The sequence below is a fragment of the Pseudomonas wenzhouensis genome, assembly GCF_021029445.1.
In the GTDB taxonomy this organism is placed as follows: domain Bacteria; phylum Pseudomonadota; class Gammaproteobacteria; order Pseudomonadales; family Pseudomonadaceae; genus Aquipseudomonas; species Aquipseudomonas wenzhouensis.
The window spans coordinates 96940-113180 of sequence record NZ_CP072610.1 but is presented as its reverse complement, the minus strand read 5'-3'; the positions used below and the strand labels follow the sequence as shown (position 1 = coordinate 113180).

Here is a 16241-nt window from a genome sequence, read left to right as displayed (position 1 = left end):
TTGATTTTTATAGGATGGTGAATGCCACGTTTATCGCCCGTCGACATGGGTTGTCGCTGTGATGCGAGCCAGGTCAGGCCTTCAGGCATGGAGTTATGGCAAAAGGCTTACACGGCGAGGCGCAATGGGCCTCTGCCCTGGCCTGAGAAGCCTGGCTAATCTACACACACGTACCGGGAACTGGATGTCCCGGGTCAAGGAAGACAGACCGCGCCAGGATGGCAAACGACAGGATGTCGGAAGGTCTTAAAAACCCGCTTCGGCGGGTTTTTTGTTGCTTGCGTAAAAGGCGTGCTGCCAGAGCTAATGCCGATCAGATAAGGCTGCCAAAGCAGCCTTTCGTAGGAGCCCCGCCCCGGGGCGAAGCTATTCAATTGCGCATCGCCCCGGTTTGCGGCGGGGCGCCGCTCCTACGCATTCGCCGCCTGACGTCAGGCCCACCAGTAGCGCACCATATGGAAGAACACCGGTGCAGCGAAGCACACCGAGTCCAGGCGGTCGAGCATGCCGCCGTGGCCTTCGATCATATGGCCCCAGTCCTTCACGCCACGGTCGCGCTTGATCGCTGACATCACCAGGCCACCGGCAAAGCCGAGCAGGCACACCAGCAGGGCGATCAGCGCCGCCTGCCAGAAGGCGAACGGGGTGATCCAGCACAGCATCGCGCCAATCAGCGTGGCCAGTGCCACGCCGCCGATGAAGCCTTCCACGGTTTTCGAGGGCGACAGGTTGGGCGCGATCTTGTGCTTACCGGCCAGCTTGCCGCAGACGTACTGCAGCACGTCGGAGAGTTGCACGACGATGATCAGCCAGGCGATCAACAGCAGGTTGCGCCCCTCGTAGCCGGGGATGTCCAGCGTCAGCAGCGCCGGTACGGCGGAGATGCAGAACACGGCGATCATCAGCCCCCATTGCACCTTGGCCGCGCGCTCGAGGTAGCGGGTGGTATCGCCGCCCAGCGAGGCGAGAATCGGTAGGAGGAGGAACAGGTAGACCGGGATGAAGATGGCGAACAGGCCGTACCAGTCCAGGGCGATCAGCAGGTACTGCATCGGCAGGGCGAAGTAGAAGGCTGCTACCAGCGCCGGGTAGTCGCTGCGCCGGGTCGGTGCCAGGGTCATGAACTCGCGCAGCGCATAGAAGGACACGAAGTAGAACAGCACGATGACGCCGATGTTGCCGAACAGGAAGGCGATGCCGATGACCAACACCATCACCCACCAGGCGTTGATCCGTGCGTTGAGGTTGTCGACCACCGGGTTGGGCTGATCGCCACTGCGTTTTTTCAGAACGAAGCCGATCAGACTGGCCAGCAGGAGCAGGGCACCGATACCGGCGAACAGCAGCAAGGTGTTGGTATCCATCTCAGGCCTCCTCAGGCGCCAGTGCCAGCAGAGCGTTACGTGCGCGTTCGAGGAAGTCGCCTTTGCCCTCCCCCTCGATGCGCTCGAGCGCAGCGCCGAAGCTCAGGGTGCACAGCAATGGCAGCGGCAGCGCCCTGCCCTTTGGCATCACCCGGTTGAGGTTGGCTATCCACACCGGCACCAGTTCCACATCCGGGCGGGCTTGTGCCAGGTGATAAAGACCGCTCTTGAAGGGCAGCAATGGTTCGTCGCCGAGGTTGCGTGTGCCTTCGGGGAAGATGATCAGCGAGTCGCCGCCGTCCAGCGCATCGAGCATCGCCTGCAGCGGGTTGCTGCCTTCCTTGCGCTCGCGGTCGACCAGTACGCCGTTGAAGACCTTGTTGATCAGGAAGCTGCGCACGCCCGGTTTCTGCCAGTAGTCGGCGCCAGCCACCGGTCGGGTGCGTTTGCGCAGCTCCGGCGGCAGCGAGGCCCAGAGCAGGACGAAATCGCCGTGGCTGCTGTGGTTGGCGTAGTACAGGCGTTGCGTTGGCTGTGCGGTGCTGCCGAGCCACAGGGCGCGGGCGCCAGTGAGCAGGCGTGCGGCCGAGGTGATGGCAAAAGCGGTCAATGCAGCGAGCATGGCGACTCCTTAACCAAGACGAGGCAGGGGTTGTGGGCATCTACAGATCGTGGATGCTGTGATCGTCCAGTAATGCCGAGCATGGAATCTCCTTATTCCGCATCAAGGGCTCAGGTGGCTTCGGCCAACCCGTGACGAACGCGGTTATAGAGGGTACGGAGCAGCAGGGCGAGGATCAGGCCCAGCAGCAGATTGATCCACAGTGCTGGCAGCAGGCCCGTGGCGACGCCTGCACCGATCACGCCGAAGCAGAAGGCGCGATCACTCTTGCCCATCGGCCCGTCATAGCGCCGCGAGGCGCCGACCATGGGGCCGAGCACGCCGGCGTATTCGCTGATCACGGCCATCACCACCACCAGGATCACCAGCAGCGGCGAGACACCTGGCAGCAGGGCGAAGGGCAGGTACAGCGCGCTGTCGGCGACCACGTCGCAAAGCTCGTTGAGGTAGGCACCCAGCTTCGACTGCTGGCCGAACTCGCGGGCGAGCATGCCGTCGACGGCGTTCAGTGCCATGCGCAGCAGCATCCACAGGGGGATCAGGGCGAACAGCCAGGCGACATGGCTACAGGCGGCGAGCAGTGCGCCGAGCAGCACGGAGACGAGGGCTGCGGCCAGCGTCACCTGGTTGGCGGTGACGCCGCGGGCATGCAGGCGCTCGACGCCGGGACGCAGCAGATTCTGGAAAGCGGGTTTGAGCTGGTAGATCGATGGCATGGCAGTGAATTCCCTTTACTGATCCAATCATCGGCCAAGGCCGCAGATGAGACTGTGAACTTATCGAGTTCCTGCGGATTCGTCGACGGCCTGCATGTTGCCGCTACCCCGGCAGCAGTTTACACGCGAAGCAACTTGCTCCTGCATGACAACTTATACCCTGCTGTTAAGCTTCCTTCGCGCGGGAAAAGTGTATTTAAAATCAATTGGTTATGCGTAGATAATGGCTTTCTGATGGTATTCCATGCACAGCTTATCCACAGATCAGGCGGTTTCACCCAGGCGGCTCAGCTGCGGCGCTTCGCCACTCAGTTCGGTTTGTTGCTGGCAGACCCACTGGAAAGCACGTTCGTTGAGTTCGGCGATGGCGCGCGGGCCTTCGCCCTCGGCATACATCGGTTGGCCAATGATCACCTGGATGGTGCCTGAGCGCTTGCTCCAGCCAGCCTTGGGCCAGAATTCGCCGGCGTTGTGGGCGATGGGCAGTACCGGCAAGCCGGCATTTACCGCCAGGGCGGTGCCGCCGCGAGAGAACTTGCCGATCTGCCCTGGCGGAATGCGTGTGCCTTCGGGGAATACCAGCACCCAGGCGCCCTGCTTGAGGCGTTCGTCGCCCTGCTTGGCCAACTGCTTGAGCGCGGCCTTGGGGTTGCTGCGGTCGATGGCGATGGGCTTGAGCAGCGCCATGCCCCAGCCGAAGAACGGTACGCGCAGCAGTTCGCGCTTGACCACCTGGCTGAGTGGTTCGAAGTAGGCGGAAAGGAAGAAGGTTTCCCAGGTGCTCTGGTGGTTGGCGAGGATCACGCAGGGGCGCTCGGGGATGTTCTCCACGCCACGCACGTCATAGCGGATCCCGACGATCACCTTGGCCAGCCACACGGCGCAGCTGCACCAGGCCTGGATGACGAAGCGATAGCGCTGGCGATACGGCAGCAAAGGTGCGACCAGCAGGCTGATCAGGCACCAGAAGAACGAGCTGGACGACAGCAGCAGGTAGAAAAGCGTGACTCTGAATGCCTGCAGGATCGCCATTGAATTTCACACCTTATGAAAGCAGTTGATCGGCAACAGCCGCCAGATCATCGAATACCAGGGTTCCCGGCGGCAACGGTTTGGCCAGGGTTCGTTCGCCCTTGCCGGTTTTCACCAGCACAGGCTGACAATCGACGGCCAGCGCCGCCTGCAGGTCACCGCTGGTATCGCCGACGAACCAGACACCTGTCAGATCCGTGGTGTAGTGCGCAGCAATCTGGTTGAGCATGCCAGGTTTCGGCTTGCGACAGTCGCAGCCATCGTCCGGGCCGTGCGGGCAGTGGACGATCAGGCCGACCTCACCGCCCTGCTCCGCCACCAGCTGGCGCAGGCGCGCGTGCATCGACTCCAGGGTCGCCAGGTCGTAATAGCCACGGGCGATACCGGACTGGTTGGTGGCCACGGCCACCGTCCAGCCCGCTTGCGACAGGCGTGCGATGGCGCTGATCGACGACGGGATCGGAATCCACTCGTCGAGCGTCTTGATATAGGCGTCGGAATCCTGGTTGATGACACCGTCGCGGTCGAGAATCAGCAGTTTCATGCAGCCACGCCACAAGCAGAGATGGAAACGACCGCTGGCCGCGAAAAGCTTCGCGGCCAGCGCCTGGCGTCAGCCCAGTACCGAGATGTCCGCCACACCGAGGAACAGCCCGCGCAGGCGAGCCAGCAGGGCGTAACGGTTGGCACGCACGCGTGCGTCCTCGGCGTTGACCAGCACCGCCTCGAAGAAGGCGTCCACCGGCTCGCGCAGGCTGGCCAGCTTGGCCAGTGCTTCGTTGTACTGACGGGCGGCGGCAAGCGGTTGAACGGCCTGGTCGGCCTGCTGGATGGCAGCGTGCAGGGCGAACTCGCTGGGGTTGTCGAAGTAGTGCGCTTCGACCTGGGCGGCGACGCCACCTTCGGCCTTGCTCAGCAGGTTCGACACACGCTTGTTGGCAGCGGCCAGGGCAGCGGCCTGCGGCAGCTTGCGGAAGGCCTGCACGGCCTGCACGCGCTGGTCGAAGTCCAGCGGCGAGGTCGGGCCCACCGCACGCACGGCCTGGTACACGGCGACTTCGATGCCTTCGTCTTCGTAGCGCGCACGCAGGCGGTCGAAGATGAACTCCAGCACCTGAGCTGCCAGACCGTCGGTCTTGATCTTGCCGGCGTACTGGGCGACGGCGAAGTCGACCGCAGTGGCCAGGTCCAGATCCAGGCCCTTCTCGATCAGGATGCGCAGCACGCCGAGGGCGGCGCGACGCAGAGCGTAGGGGTCTTTAGAGCCGGTCGGCAGCATGCCGATGCCGAAGATGCCGACCAGGGTGTCGAGCTTGTCGGCCACGGCCACGGCAGCACCGGTCAGGGTGCTCGGCAGTTCGGCACCAGCACCGCGCGGCATGTATTGCTCGTTCAGGGCCAGGGCGACGTCCTGCGGCTCACCGTCGTTGAGCGCGTAGTAGTAGCCGGCGATGCCCTGCATTTCGGGGAATTCGCCAACCATCTCTGTGGCCAGGTCGCATTTGGACAGCAGACCGGCACGGGCGGCGCGCTGGGCGTCGCCACCGACTTCGCGGGCGATAAAACCGGCGAGCGCCGATACCCGTTGGGCTTTTTCAAATACCGAACCCAACTGGGCCTGGAACACCACGTTGGCCAGGCGCTGGTTGAAGCCTTCGAGCTTCTGCTTCTTGTCCTGCTTGAAGAAGAACTCGGCGTCGGTCAGGCGCGGGCGCACGACTTTCTCGTTACCCGAGACGATCTGCGCCGGGTCCTTGGACTCGACGTTGGCCACGGTGATGAAGCGCGGCAGCAGCTTGCCGTTGGCATCGAGCAGGCAGAAGTACTTCTGGTTGTCCTGCATGGTGCTGATCAGCGCTTCCTGCGGCACTTCCAGGAAGCGCTCCTCGAACGAGCAAACCAGCGGCACCGGCCATTCGACCAGGGCGGTGACTTCGTCCAGCAGCGCCGGCGGCACGATGGCGCTGCCCTGCTCAGCGGCGGCCAGTTCGTCGACGCGGCGGCTGATGAGCTCACGACGCTCGGCGAAGTCGGCCAGCACGTAGGCGCTGCGCAGGTCTTCGGCGTAGTTGGCCGGGCTGCTGATGCGCACCTCACGGTTGGCGTGGAAGCGGTGACCACGAGACACGCGACCGGCCTTCTGCGCGAGGATTTCGCAATCGACCACGGCGTCGCCGAACAGCATCACCAGCCACTGGGTCGGGCGCACGAACTCGTCACGACGGGCAGCCCAACGCATGCGCTTGGGAATCGGCAGGTCGTTCAGCGAATCCTGCACGATGGTCGGCAGCAGGTTCACCGCCGGCTGACCAGGGATGTGCTGGGCGAAGCGCAGCTTCGCGCCGCTGCGGTCGATCTCGGCGATATCCACGCCGCACTTGCGGGCAAAACCCAGGGCGGCCTGGGTCGGGTTGCCGTCAGCGTCGAATGCGGCCTGGATGGGCGGGCCGTCGAGGTTCATGCTGCGGTCGGCCTGCTGCTCTTCGAGCTGCTCGACCAGTACGGCCAGGCGCCGTGGCGCGGCGTATACACGGCTGGCGGTGTAGCTCAGGCCGGCGGCCTTGAGGCCTTTCTCGATACCGGCGAGGAAAGCATCACCGAGGCTTTTCAGCGCTTTCGGTGGCAGCTCTTCGGTGCCCAGTTCGACCAGAAAATCTTGTGCACTCATGCTTGCGCCTCCAGCTTGGCCAGTACTTCGTCACGCAGTTCGGGGGTGGCCATGGGGAAGCCGAGTCGGGCGCGGGCCTGCAGGTAGCTCTGCGCCACGGCGCGGGCCAGGGTGCGCACGCGCAGGATGTACTGCTGACGTGCGGTCACCGAGATGGCGCGGCGGGCATCCAGCAGGTTGAAGGTGTGCGAGGCCTTGAGCACCATTTCGTAGGTCGGCAGCGGCAGTTCCAGCTCGATCAGGCGATTGGCTTCGCTCTCGTAGAAATCGAACAGCTCGAACAGCTTCTCGACGTTGGCGTGCTCGAAGTTGTAGGTGGACTGTTCCACTTCGTTCTGGTGGAACACGTCGCCGTAGGTCACGGTGCCGAACGGGCCGTCGGTCCAGATCAGGTCGTAGACCGAGTCGACGCCCTGCAGGTACATGGCCAGGCGCTCCAGGCCGTAGGTGATCTCGCCGGTCACCGGGTAGCACTCGATGCCACCGACCTGCTGGAAGTAGGTGAACTGGGTGACTTCCATGCCGTTGAGCCAGATTTCCCAGCCCAGACCCCAGGCGCCGAGGGTCGGCGACTCCCAGTTGTCTTCGACGAAGCGGATGTCATGCACTTCCGGGTCGAGGCCGATGGCCTTGAGCGAACCCAGGTACAGCTCCTGGAAGTTCTCCGGGTTGGGCTTCAAGACCACCTGGAACTGGTAGTAGTGCTGCAGGCGGTTGGGGTTTTCGCCGTAGCGGCCGTCGGTCGGGCGGCGGGACGGCTGCACGTAGGCGGCGTTCCAGGTCTCCGGGCCGACGGCGCGCAGGAAGGTGGCGGTGTGGAAGGTGCCGGCGCCCACTTCCATGTCGTAGGGTTGCAGCACCACGCAGCCCTGCTCGGCCCAGTAGTTCTGCAGGGCCAGGATCAGGTCCTGGAAGGTGCGCACGGCAGGCTTGGTCTGGCTCACGAAAAAATCACCTGTGGAGGCTTGCGAGGGAAAGCAGGTGAGTATATCGAAACTCGGCGCAGGCCGCAGGGTACGGCACATCGGCATCATTCGGCTTCTCGATGGCTGTATTTATATCCAGTTATTGTGCCGCTATAGTCGCCGTTTCGACCCTGACCGAGGTTCACGACCATGCCCCGCTGCTTCTGGTGTACCGACGATCCGCTGTACCAGGCCTATCACGACGAGGAATGGGGGGTGCCGCAGCGCGATCCCCGGCATCTGTTCGAGATGCTGCTGCTCGAGGGCGCGCAGGCCGGCCTGTCGTGGATCACCGTGCTGAAGAAGCGCGAGCGCTATCGGCAGGTGCTGCATGGATTCGATGCCGAGCGTCTGGCGCGTCTCACTGACGACGAAATCGAGGCGCTGATGCAGGATCCAGGCATTATCCGTAACCGCCTCAAGCTCAAGGCCGTGCGGCAGAACGCCCAGGCCTGGCTGAAACTGGACGACCCGGTGACGCTGCTCTGGTCGTTCGTTGGCGGCACGCCGAAGATCAACCATTTCAGCGAACGCAGCCAGGTGCCGGCGCTGACGCCCGAGGCCGAGGCGATGAGCAAGGCGTTGAAAAAGGCCGGCTTCACCTTCGTCGGCCCGACCATCTGCTATGCCTTCATGCAGGCCACGGGTATGGTGATGGACCACACCACAGACTGCGACCGCTACGCGCAACTGAAGGGCTCATGACCACCATCACCACCCTGGACGAACTGCAGGCACTCTACGGCGAAAGCCACGAGCGCTCGCGGCGCAAGGAGCTGCCGCACCTGATCGAACCTTATCGTGCGCTGATCCAGGCCTCGCCCTTCGTGGTGTTGGCCAGCGCCGGTGCGGATGGCCTGGATTGTTCGCCGCGCGGTGATACGCCGGGCTTCGTGCAGATTCTCGACGAGCAGACCCTGCTGCTGCCGGATCGTCCCGGCAACAACCGCATCGACAGCCTGCGCAATATCGTCCTCAATCCGCAGGTGGCGCTGCTGTTCCTGATTCCCGGCGTTGGTGAGAGTCTGCGGGTCAATGGCCGCGCGGAAATCTCGCTCGATCCCGAGTTGCTCGAGCTGGGCCGCGTTCAGGGCAAGCTGCCGCGCAGCGTGCTGCGCATTCAGGTGCAGAGTTGCTATTTCCAGTGTGCCAAGGCGGCGCTGCGTTCGGGGCTATGGGATGCCGCGCGCCAGGTCGAGCGCGGTAGTCTGCCCAGCGCCGGTGATATCTTCCGCTGCATCGATGAAACCTTCGATGTCGCGGCCTATGAGCGCGACCTGCAACAGCGGCAGCGCACCAGCCTGTACTGACTGCATGGGCTCACGCCGTTACACTTGGCGCTTTTCTGAGCGGTGGAGTCTGTCGTGGAAAAACTCAAGGGCGCTCTGGTGGTGGGTTTCCTGCGCCTCTTCGCACTGCTGCCCTGGCGTGCGGTGCAGGCCGTGGGCAATGCCATCGGTTGGCTGATGTGGAAGCTACCGAACAGCTCGCGCGACGTGGTGCGCATCAACCTTAGCAAGTGCTTCCCTGAACTGAGCGAGGCCGAGCGTGAGCGTCTGGTCGGGCAGAGCCTCAAGGACATCGGCAAGACCCTGACCGAAAGTGCCTGCGCCTGGATCTGGCCGGCGCAGAAGTCGCTGAAGCTGGTGCGCGAAGTGGAAGGCCTGGAAGTGCTGCAACAGGCGCTGGCGTCCGGCAAGGGCGTGGTCGGCATCACCAGCCACCTGGGTAACTGGGAAGTGCTCAACCACTTCTACTGCAACCAGTGCAAACCGATCATTTTCTACCGCCCACCGAAGCTCAAGGCGGTCGACGAACTGCTGCAGCAGCAGCGCGTGCAGATGGGTAACCGTGTCGCGCCGTCGACCAAGGAAGGCATCCTCAGCGTCATCAAGGAAGTACGCCGTGGCGGCGCCGTGGGCATTCCGGCCGATCCGGAGCCGAGCCGTTCGTCGGGTGTTTTCGTGCCCTTTCTCGGCACCACCGCGCTGACCAGCAAGTTCGTCCCCGGCATGCTCACCGGCGGCAAGGCGGTCGGCGTGTTCCTGCATGCGCTGCGCCTGCCGGATGGCAGCGGCTACAAGGTGATCCTCGAGGCCGCTCCCGAAGGCATGTACAGCGAGAACGTCGAAGAAGGCGTGGCGGCGATGAGCGAAGTGGTGTCGCGCTACGTGCGCAGCTACCCGAGCCAGTACATGTGGAGCATGAAGCGCTTCAAGAAGCGCCCGGACGGTGAGGCCAAGTGGTACTGACGTACCCGTCACTGAGCAAGATGTAAGTAAGGCGCCTCGATGGCGCCTTTTTTCTGCCGCCTGCTGGGCGCCAACGCGCGAATAGGCTATTAAAGGCGACATTGCTCGCCCAATCATGGAGCCGTCATGCCCAACCAGCGCCAGCAGGTGCGTACCCCGATGAAGTGCCGGATCAAGATCAGCCACCCCAGTTTTGGTGAGCTGCTGGCGCAGACCCGTGACCTGTCCGACAGTGGTGTCTACGTGAAGCACCCGGACATGGCTGGCCTGGCGGTTGGCACCGAAGTGATTGGCCAGGTGCAGGATCTGCCCTTCCCCGCGCCGGTATTGAAGATGGAAGTGATGCGCGTGGATCCCGAAGGCGCTGGTCTGCGGTTTCTCGGCGAGGCCTGAGCGATTCGCATCGGTTTAACTTCCAATAAATGTTTCGGATAAATGGAACATTTTGTTACATCTACACTCTGATCAAGGCCTCGCTCCGAGGTGGCGTCCATCAGAGGCGTTTTCGACATGAGTCGAGCGGTACCCGAACTTCCCGTCCAGGGCGCTGATGCGCCTGATCTGCTTACTTCCTCTCAACCTGGCTGGCTGCAACGCAACCGCCACCTGATCGGCCTTGCTCTGTCGCTGCTGTTGTTCGGCCTGGCGCTGGTCGCCTGTTGGCATCTGGTGCGCGAGATCAACCCGGATCAGGTGCGCGAGTCGCTCGCAGCCGTGCCGCCGCAGGCATTGCTCGGCGCCCTGCTGGCCACTGTGCTGGGTTTTGCGGTGATGCTCGCCTACGAGTGGTCGGCCAGCCGCTATGCCAACGTCGATCTGCCGCCGCCGACCCTGGCGCTGGGCGGCTTCTGCGCCTTCGCCATCGGCAATGCCGTGGGCCTGTCGGCGCTGTCCGGCGGTTCGGTGCGCTACCGTCTGTACGGGCGCAATGGCCTCGGTGCGGGCGATGTGGCGCGCATGAGTCTGTTCGCCAGCCTGTCGCTGGGCGTCAGCCTGCCGATTCTTGCGGCACTGGCCGCTTTGTTCGATTTGCGCGATGCGTCAGCTGCACTGCGTCTGCCTGAGCCCGTGCTGGCGGTACTGGCCGTTGTGATATTGCTTGCGGCGCTGGTCGTGGGACTGCTGGTCAGCCGCAAACGCCTGGCCGAGCGTCCTGCTCCCGGTTGCTGGCAGGTCGATCTGGGGCGCTTCAGCCTGCGTCTGCCTGGCCTGCGCATGAGCCTGACGCAACTGCTGATCAGCAGCCTGGACGTGCTGATCGCCGCCAGCGTGCTGTACCTGCTGCTGCCCGAGGCGCCGCCTTTCTCCAGCTTCGTGCTGGTCTACATGCTGGCCCTGGCCGCTGGTGTGCTGAGCCATGTGCCGGGCGGTGTCGGGGTGTTCGAGGCGGTGCTGCTGGCGGCCTTTTCCTCGCGTATCGACCCGGCCGGTCTGGTTGCGGCGATGCTGCTCTATCGCCTGCTCTATGTGATTCTGCCGTTGGTGGCGGCTGGGCTCCTGCTGTTGGCCAGCGAAGCGCGTCGCCTGTGGTTCCCGCGCCAGGTGGCGCGCATGGCCAGTGGCATGGCGGTGCCTGTGCTGGCGCTGCTGGTGTTCTGCGCCGGCACGGTGCTGCTGTTCTCCGGGGTAACGCCGACCGTGGACGAGCATCTGGAAGCGCTGGGCTTTCTCATGCCGCCGCAATTGATCGCCGCCTCGCACCTGGCGGCCAGCCTGGTCGGTACGCTCTGCCTGTTGCTGGCGCAAGGGCTGCGCCGGCGCCTGTCGGCGGCCTGGGCGCTGACCCTGGTGCTGCTGTGCCTGGGCGTGGTGCTGTCGTTGCTCAAGGGCTTCGACTGGCTGGAGTCACTGGCGCTGGCGATTGTCGCCGGATTGCTGGCGCTGTTTCGCCGCGAATTTTACCGGCGTAGCCGGCTGATGGATGTGCCTGCCTCGGGTCTGGCGCTGGCGGCGACGGTCGGGGTGATCGCGACGTCGGTGTGGCTGTTGCTGTTTGCCTATCAGGATGTCGCCTATAGCCATCAGCTGTGGTGGCAGTTCGAACTGGATGCCAATGCCCCGCGAGGCCTGCGTGCAGCGCTGGGTAGTGCCCTGGTGCTGCTGGCAGTCAGCCTGACCTGGCTGCTGCGTGCCACGCCGCCAAGTATCAGCCTGCCGGACGAGGATGCGTTGCTGCGCGCGCGGGCCATCGTCCAGGCCTCACGGCAACCCGAAGGTGGCCTGGCGCTGAGTGGCGACAAAGCCCTGCTGTTCCATCCTGATGGCGAAGCCTTTCTCATGTATGCGCGGCGAGGGCGCAGCCTGGTGGCGCTGTTCGACCCCATCGGCCCGCCCGCCGCACGTGCCGAGCTGATCTGGCAGTTCCGCGACCTGTGCGACCGCCACCATGCGCGGCCGGTTTTCTACCAGGTGCGCGCGGAGAATCTGCCCGGCTATATCGACATCGGCCTGACCGCGCTGAAGCTCGGCGAAGAAGCGCTGGTGGATCTGAAAACCTTCGACCTGGCCAGCAATGGCAAGGAGATGAAGGCCTTGCGTTACACCTGGAACCGTGGCCAGCGCGACGGCCTGAGCCTGGAGTTCCACGCCCCCGGCCAGGTGCCGATGGCGGAACTACAGGCCATTTCCGATGCCTGGCTGCAGGGCAAGAATGTACGCGAGAAGGGTTTTTCCCTGGGCCGTTTCAGCCCTGAGTACCTGGCGCACTTCCGCGTCGTGGTGGTGCGTTTCGAGGGGCGTGCGGTGGCCTTCGCCAACTTGTTGGAATGCGAGACGCGCGCGGTGGCCAGCCTCGATCTGATGCGCGTACTGCCGGATGCGCCGAAGTCGACCATGGAGTTCCTCATGCTGGGGCTTATCCAGCAATTCCAGAGCGAGGGCTATGCGCGCTTCAGCCTCGGCATGGTGCCGCTGGCCGGCTTGCAGACGCGCAAGGGCGCGCCGCTGCCGCTGCGCCTCGGTGCACTGGTGTTCGACCGTGGCGAGAATTTCTACAACTTCCAGGGGCTGCGACGCTTCAAGGACAAGTTCCTGCCGCAGTGGGAGCCGCGCTACCTGGCCGTGCCGGCCGGGCTCGACCCCTGGGTGGCATTGGCCGACACCGCCGCGCTGATCGCCGGCGGCCTGGGTGGACTGGTGAGGCGTTGAGATGAGCAGGACGACAAGGAGGCTGGGTCTGGTGTTGCTGGTTGCAGCATTGGGCGCCGCAGCGTTGATCTGGTGGTGGTCGATGCAGACGGCCGTGCATTTGCAGACGCTGCAAATCCAGGGGCAACCGGTGCAGTTGCTCAGCCAGGGCGAGGCGCGCCAGCGCGTGCTGCTGATTGCACCGGCTGATCAGGCGCTGGATGAAGCCACGCTGCGCCGTCTTGCCGAAGCCGGTGATCTGCGTTTGTTGCAACTGCCCTTCCCGTCTGGCGACTGCCAGGCGCAACAGCAACTGATCCGTCAGGCCAGCGAACAACTGGGCGGTGCACCGACCCTGGTCGCCGGTATCGGCCCGGCGGCGGCCTCGGCCTGGCGCTGGCTGGCGGCGCAGCAGAGCGATGAGGCTCAGGCGTTGTCGGTCGGATTCGATCTGGCCAAGCCCGATTGCGCCGAGCCCTTGCCGAACAAGGCCGAGCACGGTCACTGGATCGCCCTGTGGAACGACAACCCTGGTGACGACAACGCCCGCTTCCTGCGTGAACAGGCTAACGGCGAGCCACGCATCGGCGCGCTGGGCACGCCGCTGCCAACGCCGCTGCCAACGCTGCTGGCCGAGCAGTTGCAGCATTTGCTCGCCGGACAGGGCGCGGCGATGCCGGTGATCGAGCACCCCTCGGCGCAAACGGCCGATACCCTGACCCTGTTCTATTCCGGTGATGGTGGCTGGCGCGATCTCGACCGCGCCTCGGCCGAACACATGGCCGCTGCCGGTTATCCGGTGGTGGGCATCGACACCCTGCGCTACTACTGGCAGCACAAGAGCCCGGAGCAAAGCGCCGCCGACCTGTCGCGGCTGATGCAGCAATACCGCGACAAGTGGCATATCAAGCGCTTCGTGCTGGCCGGCTACTCCTTTGGCGCCGACGTGCTGCCGGCGATCTACAACCGCCTGCCGGCCAGTGATCAGCAGCAGGTCGATGCCATGCTGCTGCTGGCCTTTGCCCGCAGCGGCAGTTTCGAGATCGCCGTCAGCGGCTGGCTTGGCAAGGATGGTGCGGAGGCGCCGACCGGCCCCGAACTGCGCGGGGTGCCGGCAGCCAAGGTGTATTGCATCTACGGCAGCGAGGAAGCGGCTGAAAGCGGCTGTACCGAAGCCGGTGCCCCGGGGGAGCAGCTGATGATCGAGGGCGGCCACCACTTCGACGGTGACTACGCCGCCCTGGCGCAGAAGATGCTGGCGGCGATCAAGGCGCGGCAGCCGCGTTAGTCTCGCGGGCGCATACCTACTAAACGCGGCGCAGAGGCCGTGGTAGTCAGTTCAATGGCGAGGCTGCGATTGTCTGTGGGCGGCTCCTGCGCAAGGTTGACCTGGCAGCTATCCGAGCAGTGTTGTGAGAGTAAACAGAGGCTATCTGGCGGCTATCCGCGCTGATCAGCGAAAAACCGTTCGTCGACCCGTGCTGCATGAAAATGAACTCAAGGCTTTTTCTGGCAGTCCGTCACCGGGACGGGCAGGAGGCTCGTTTCCGATGCAATGCCTTGATTGGGAAGGACTTCTGCACCAAGGCTGTCACCAGGGTCACCGCGTTTGAATAAGTTCTTCATGTCATTCTGTCTGGGAGGCGTTCTTTTACTGGGCATCTGCAGCCAAGCCTCTGCCTCTTTTCGCATGTACACCGTCCCCGCCAGCGCCCAGGCGGCCGAGCCAGAACCTGCCCGTGAAGTGATCGACCGTGCCCTCGGTGCACTGGGTACACCCTATCGTTGGGGCGGCACCAGCCCGCACCATGGTTTCGATTGCAGCGGTTTGGTGCAGTACGCCTTCAAGACCCAGGCAGATCTTGAACTGCCGCGCACCTCGCGCGAGCTGTCACGTCTGGATGCGCCCTCGGTGAAGCGTAGTGACCTGCAGCCGGGTGACTTGCTGTTTTTCCGCATTCGCAGCCGCTCGGTGGATCATGTGGCCATCTACATCGGCGACGGTCGTTTCGTCCATGCGCCACGTCGCGGTACCAAGGTGCGCATCGACCGCCTGAACAACGCGTATTGGCAGCGCCATTTCCAGCTGGCCAAGCGGGTCGTGGCGCAGGCTTGACTCTGCGATTGCGCGTTTGCGAGCGGGTGCTTGCTCCTTACCCCGGCAGGTGCGAGTGGGCTGATCCAATCAGCATGCGGTGAAGGCGTGACCTTTCATCCGGCCGCTTGGGTCTGGCGCCGGAAAACCTATCCCGCAAGTCAGGATGGCGCTAGAATGCGCGCCGCTCGCGGCCATGTCGGCGGCGGCAGTGGGTTCCCTAACCCCACTCTACGAAAAAGGACACAGACATGACCCTGATTCCCGCGTCGGTCAGCCGACTCGTGCTGGCCGGCCTGATCGCCTTCCACATCCTCATCATCATCGCCAGCAACTACCTGGTGCAGCTGCCGATCACCCTGTTCGGCTGGCATACCACCTGGGGCGCGTTCAGCTTCCCGTTCATCTTCCTGGCCACCGACCTGACCGTGCGCCTGATCGGCAAGCATGCGGCGCGGGTGGTGATTGCCCGCGTCATGCTGCCGGCTTTGGTCGCTTCCTACGTGGTATCGGTACTGTTCCATGAAGGCGCCTTTGGCGGCCTGGCGGCGCTGGGCGAGTTCAACCTGTTCGTCTTCCGCATCGCCGTGGCCAGCTTCCTCGCTTATGCCTTCGGTCAGTTGCTGGACATTCAGGTGTTCGACCGCCTGCGGCAGATGCGCCAGTGGTGGATTGCGCCGACCGCCTCGACCATCCTCGGCAACCTGCTCGATACCTACCTGTTCTTCTCGGTGGCCTTCTGGCGCAGCGACGATCCGTTCATGGCCGCCAACTGGGTGGAGATCGCCACAGTGGACTACGTGATCAAACTGGCCATCAGCCTGATCCTCTTCGTGCCGCTATACGGCATGCTGCTCAGCGCCATCGTGCGGGCTCTGCCGCAGCGTACCGCGACCGCCTGAGTCGCATCGCAACTGCGTAGCCCGGATGCAATCCGGGGACATACTGCCGGAACCGCCCCGGATTGCATCCGGGCTACGCGGCTGAGTCGGCCGTAAAATACTCGCCGCTGAAGCGCCTCCCACGGGGTATTAGAGAGCTTGTGGGAGGGGCTTTAGCCGCGATTGCTCGCCGGCTTGTCCAGCTTGCGCAGAAACACGCTCATTTCCTTCTCGGCCTGCTTGTCGCCTTTGGCCTGGGCGGCTTTGAGGCCTTGTTGCCAGGCCTGGCGTGCACCTTCGGCGTCGCCCTTGGCCTGCAGCGCCTTGCCCAGCAGTTTCCAGGCAGCGGAATAGCCGGGGTCGAATTCGACGCAACGTTGCAGGTGCTCGGCAGCCTGGGCGGCGTTACCACCATCCAGGTGGGCCTTGCCCAGGCCGAAGCGCAGCAGGGCGTTGTCCATGCCCTTGGCCAGCATCTTTTTCAGCGCATCTGTACTCATTTCGGCTCCTGCATCGTCAT

Annotated in this window: 16 protein-coding genes; 8 read left to right on the top strand and 8 right to left on the bottom strand. The window is 64.0% G+C overall.

The window, feature by feature from the left end:
* Positions 1-431 precede the first annotated feature (431 nt).
* From J7655_RS00535 to glyQ, 7 genes are all read right to left on the bottom strand, one after another.
* Positions 432-1364, bottom strand: coding sequence for a phosphatidate cytidylyltransferase (locus J7655_RS00535; RefSeq protein WP_230926098.1), 933 nt, complete (start codon positions 1362-1364; stop codon positions 432-434).
* A 1-nt stretch (position 1365) separates the two neighbouring features.
* Positions 1366-1986 carry a lysophospholipid acyltransferase family protein gene (locus J7655_RS00530; RefSeq protein WP_230926097.1) on the bottom strand — a complete coding sequence of 207 codons (621 nt, stop codon included), beginning with the start codon at positions 1984-1986 and terminating at the stop codon, positions 1366-1368.
* Positions 1987-2096: 110 nt separating this feature from the next.
* The gene (locus J7655_RS00525) at positions 2097-2702 is read right to left on the bottom strand and encodes a CDP-alcohol phosphatidyltransferase family protein (RefSeq protein WP_230926096.1); all 606 of its coding nucleotides are present in this window, start codon (positions 2700-2702) and stop codon (positions 2097-2099) included.
* A gap of 264 nt (positions 2703-2966) precedes the next feature.
* Positions 2967-3734 carry a lysophospholipid acyltransferase family protein gene (locus J7655_RS00520; protein WP_230926095.1) on the bottom strand — a complete coding sequence of 256 codons (768 nt, stop codon included), beginning with the start codon at positions 3732-3734 and terminating at the stop codon, positions 2967-2969.
* Positions 3735-3747: 13 nt separating this feature from the next.
* A complete protein-coding gene (gmhB, locus tag J7655_RS00515) occupies positions 3748-4278 on the bottom strand; it encodes a D-glycero-beta-D-manno-heptose 1,7-bisphosphate 7-phosphatase (RefSeq protein WP_230926094.1) in 531 nt (176 codons plus the stop codon).
* Between the two features lie 69 nt (positions 4279-4347).
* Positions 4348-6402 (bottom strand): glycine--tRNA ligase subunit beta, encoded by a 2055-nt coding sequence (gene glyS, locus J7655_RS00510; protein ID WP_230926093.1) that lies wholly within the window; start codon positions 6400-6402, stop codon positions 4348-4350.
* Positions 6399-7346 (bottom strand): glycine--tRNA ligase subunit alpha, encoded by a 948-nt coding sequence (glyQ, locus tag J7655_RS00505; protein ID WP_230926092.1) that lies wholly within the window; start codon positions 7344-7346, stop codon positions 6399-6401. The genes glyS and glyQ overlap by 4 nt, the downstream gene beginning before the upstream one ends.
* Positions 7347-7517: 171 nt before the next feature.
* Between glyQ and J7655_RS00500 the strand changes: the two genes are divergently transcribed.
* The 8 genes from J7655_RS00500 to J7655_RS00465 all read left to right on the top strand — a co-directional run bounded on the left by J7655_RS00500 (position 7518) and on the right by J7655_RS00465 (position 15742).
* Positions 7518-8072: a DNA-3-methyladenine glycosylase I gene (locus tag J7655_RS00500; protein ID WP_230926091.1), complete on the top strand. Its 555-nt coding sequence runs from the start codon at positions 7518-7520 to the stop codon at positions 8070-8072.
* Complete coding sequence (locus J7655_RS00495) at positions 8069-8677, top strand: pyridoxamine 5'-phosphate oxidase family protein (protein ID WP_230926090.1); 609 nt, start codon at positions 8069-8071, stop codon at positions 8675-8677. Before J7655_RS00500 ends, J7655_RS00495 begins: the two co-directional genes overlap by 4 nt.
* Before the next feature lie 54 nt (positions 8678-8731).
* A complete protein-coding gene (locus J7655_RS00490; protein ID WP_230926089.1) occupies positions 8732-9619 on the top strand; it encodes a lysophospholipid acyltransferase in 888 nt (295 codons plus the stop codon).
* 126 nt (positions 9620-9745) lie between these two features.
* Positions 9746-10012 (top strand): PilZ domain-containing protein, encoded by a 267-nt coding sequence (locus J7655_RS00485; RefSeq protein ID WP_230926088.1) that lies wholly within the window; start codon positions 9746-9748, stop codon positions 10010-10012.
* Positions 10013-10129: 117 nt separating this feature from the next.
* Complete coding sequence (gene mprF / locus J7655_RS00480; RefSeq protein WP_230926087.1) at positions 10130-12766, top strand: bifunctional lysylphosphatidylglycerol flippase/synthetase MprF; 2637 nt, start codon at positions 10130-10132, stop codon at positions 12764-12766.
* A gap of 1 nt (position 12767) precedes the next feature.
* A complete protein-coding gene (locus J7655_RS00475; RefSeq protein WP_230926086.1) occupies positions 12768-14033 on the top strand; it encodes a virulence factor family protein in 1266 nt (421 codons plus the stop codon).
* A gap of 321 nt (positions 14034-14354) precedes the next feature.
* Positions 14355-14861 carry a C40 family peptidase gene (locus J7655_RS00470; RefSeq protein ID WP_420850902.1) on the top strand — a complete coding sequence of 169 codons (507 nt, stop codon included), beginning with the start codon at positions 14355-14357 and terminating at the stop codon, positions 14859-14861.
* A gap of 230 nt (positions 14862-15091) precedes the next feature.
* Entirely contained in the window at positions 15092-15742 is a 651-nt protein-coding gene (locus tag J7655_RS00465; protein WP_230926084.1) for a 7-cyano-7-deazaguanine/7-aminomethyl-7-deazaguanine transporter, read from the top strand.
* A gap of 152 nt (positions 15743-15894) precedes the next feature.
* Here the strand turns inward: J7655_RS00465 and J7655_RS00460 are convergent, their stop codons facing one another.
* A complete protein-coding gene (locus tag J7655_RS00460) occupies positions 15895-16221 on the bottom strand; it encodes a tetratricopeptide repeat protein (protein WP_230926083.1) in 327 nt (108 codons plus the stop codon).
* Between the last annotated feature and the right edge of the window lie 20 nt (positions 16222-16241).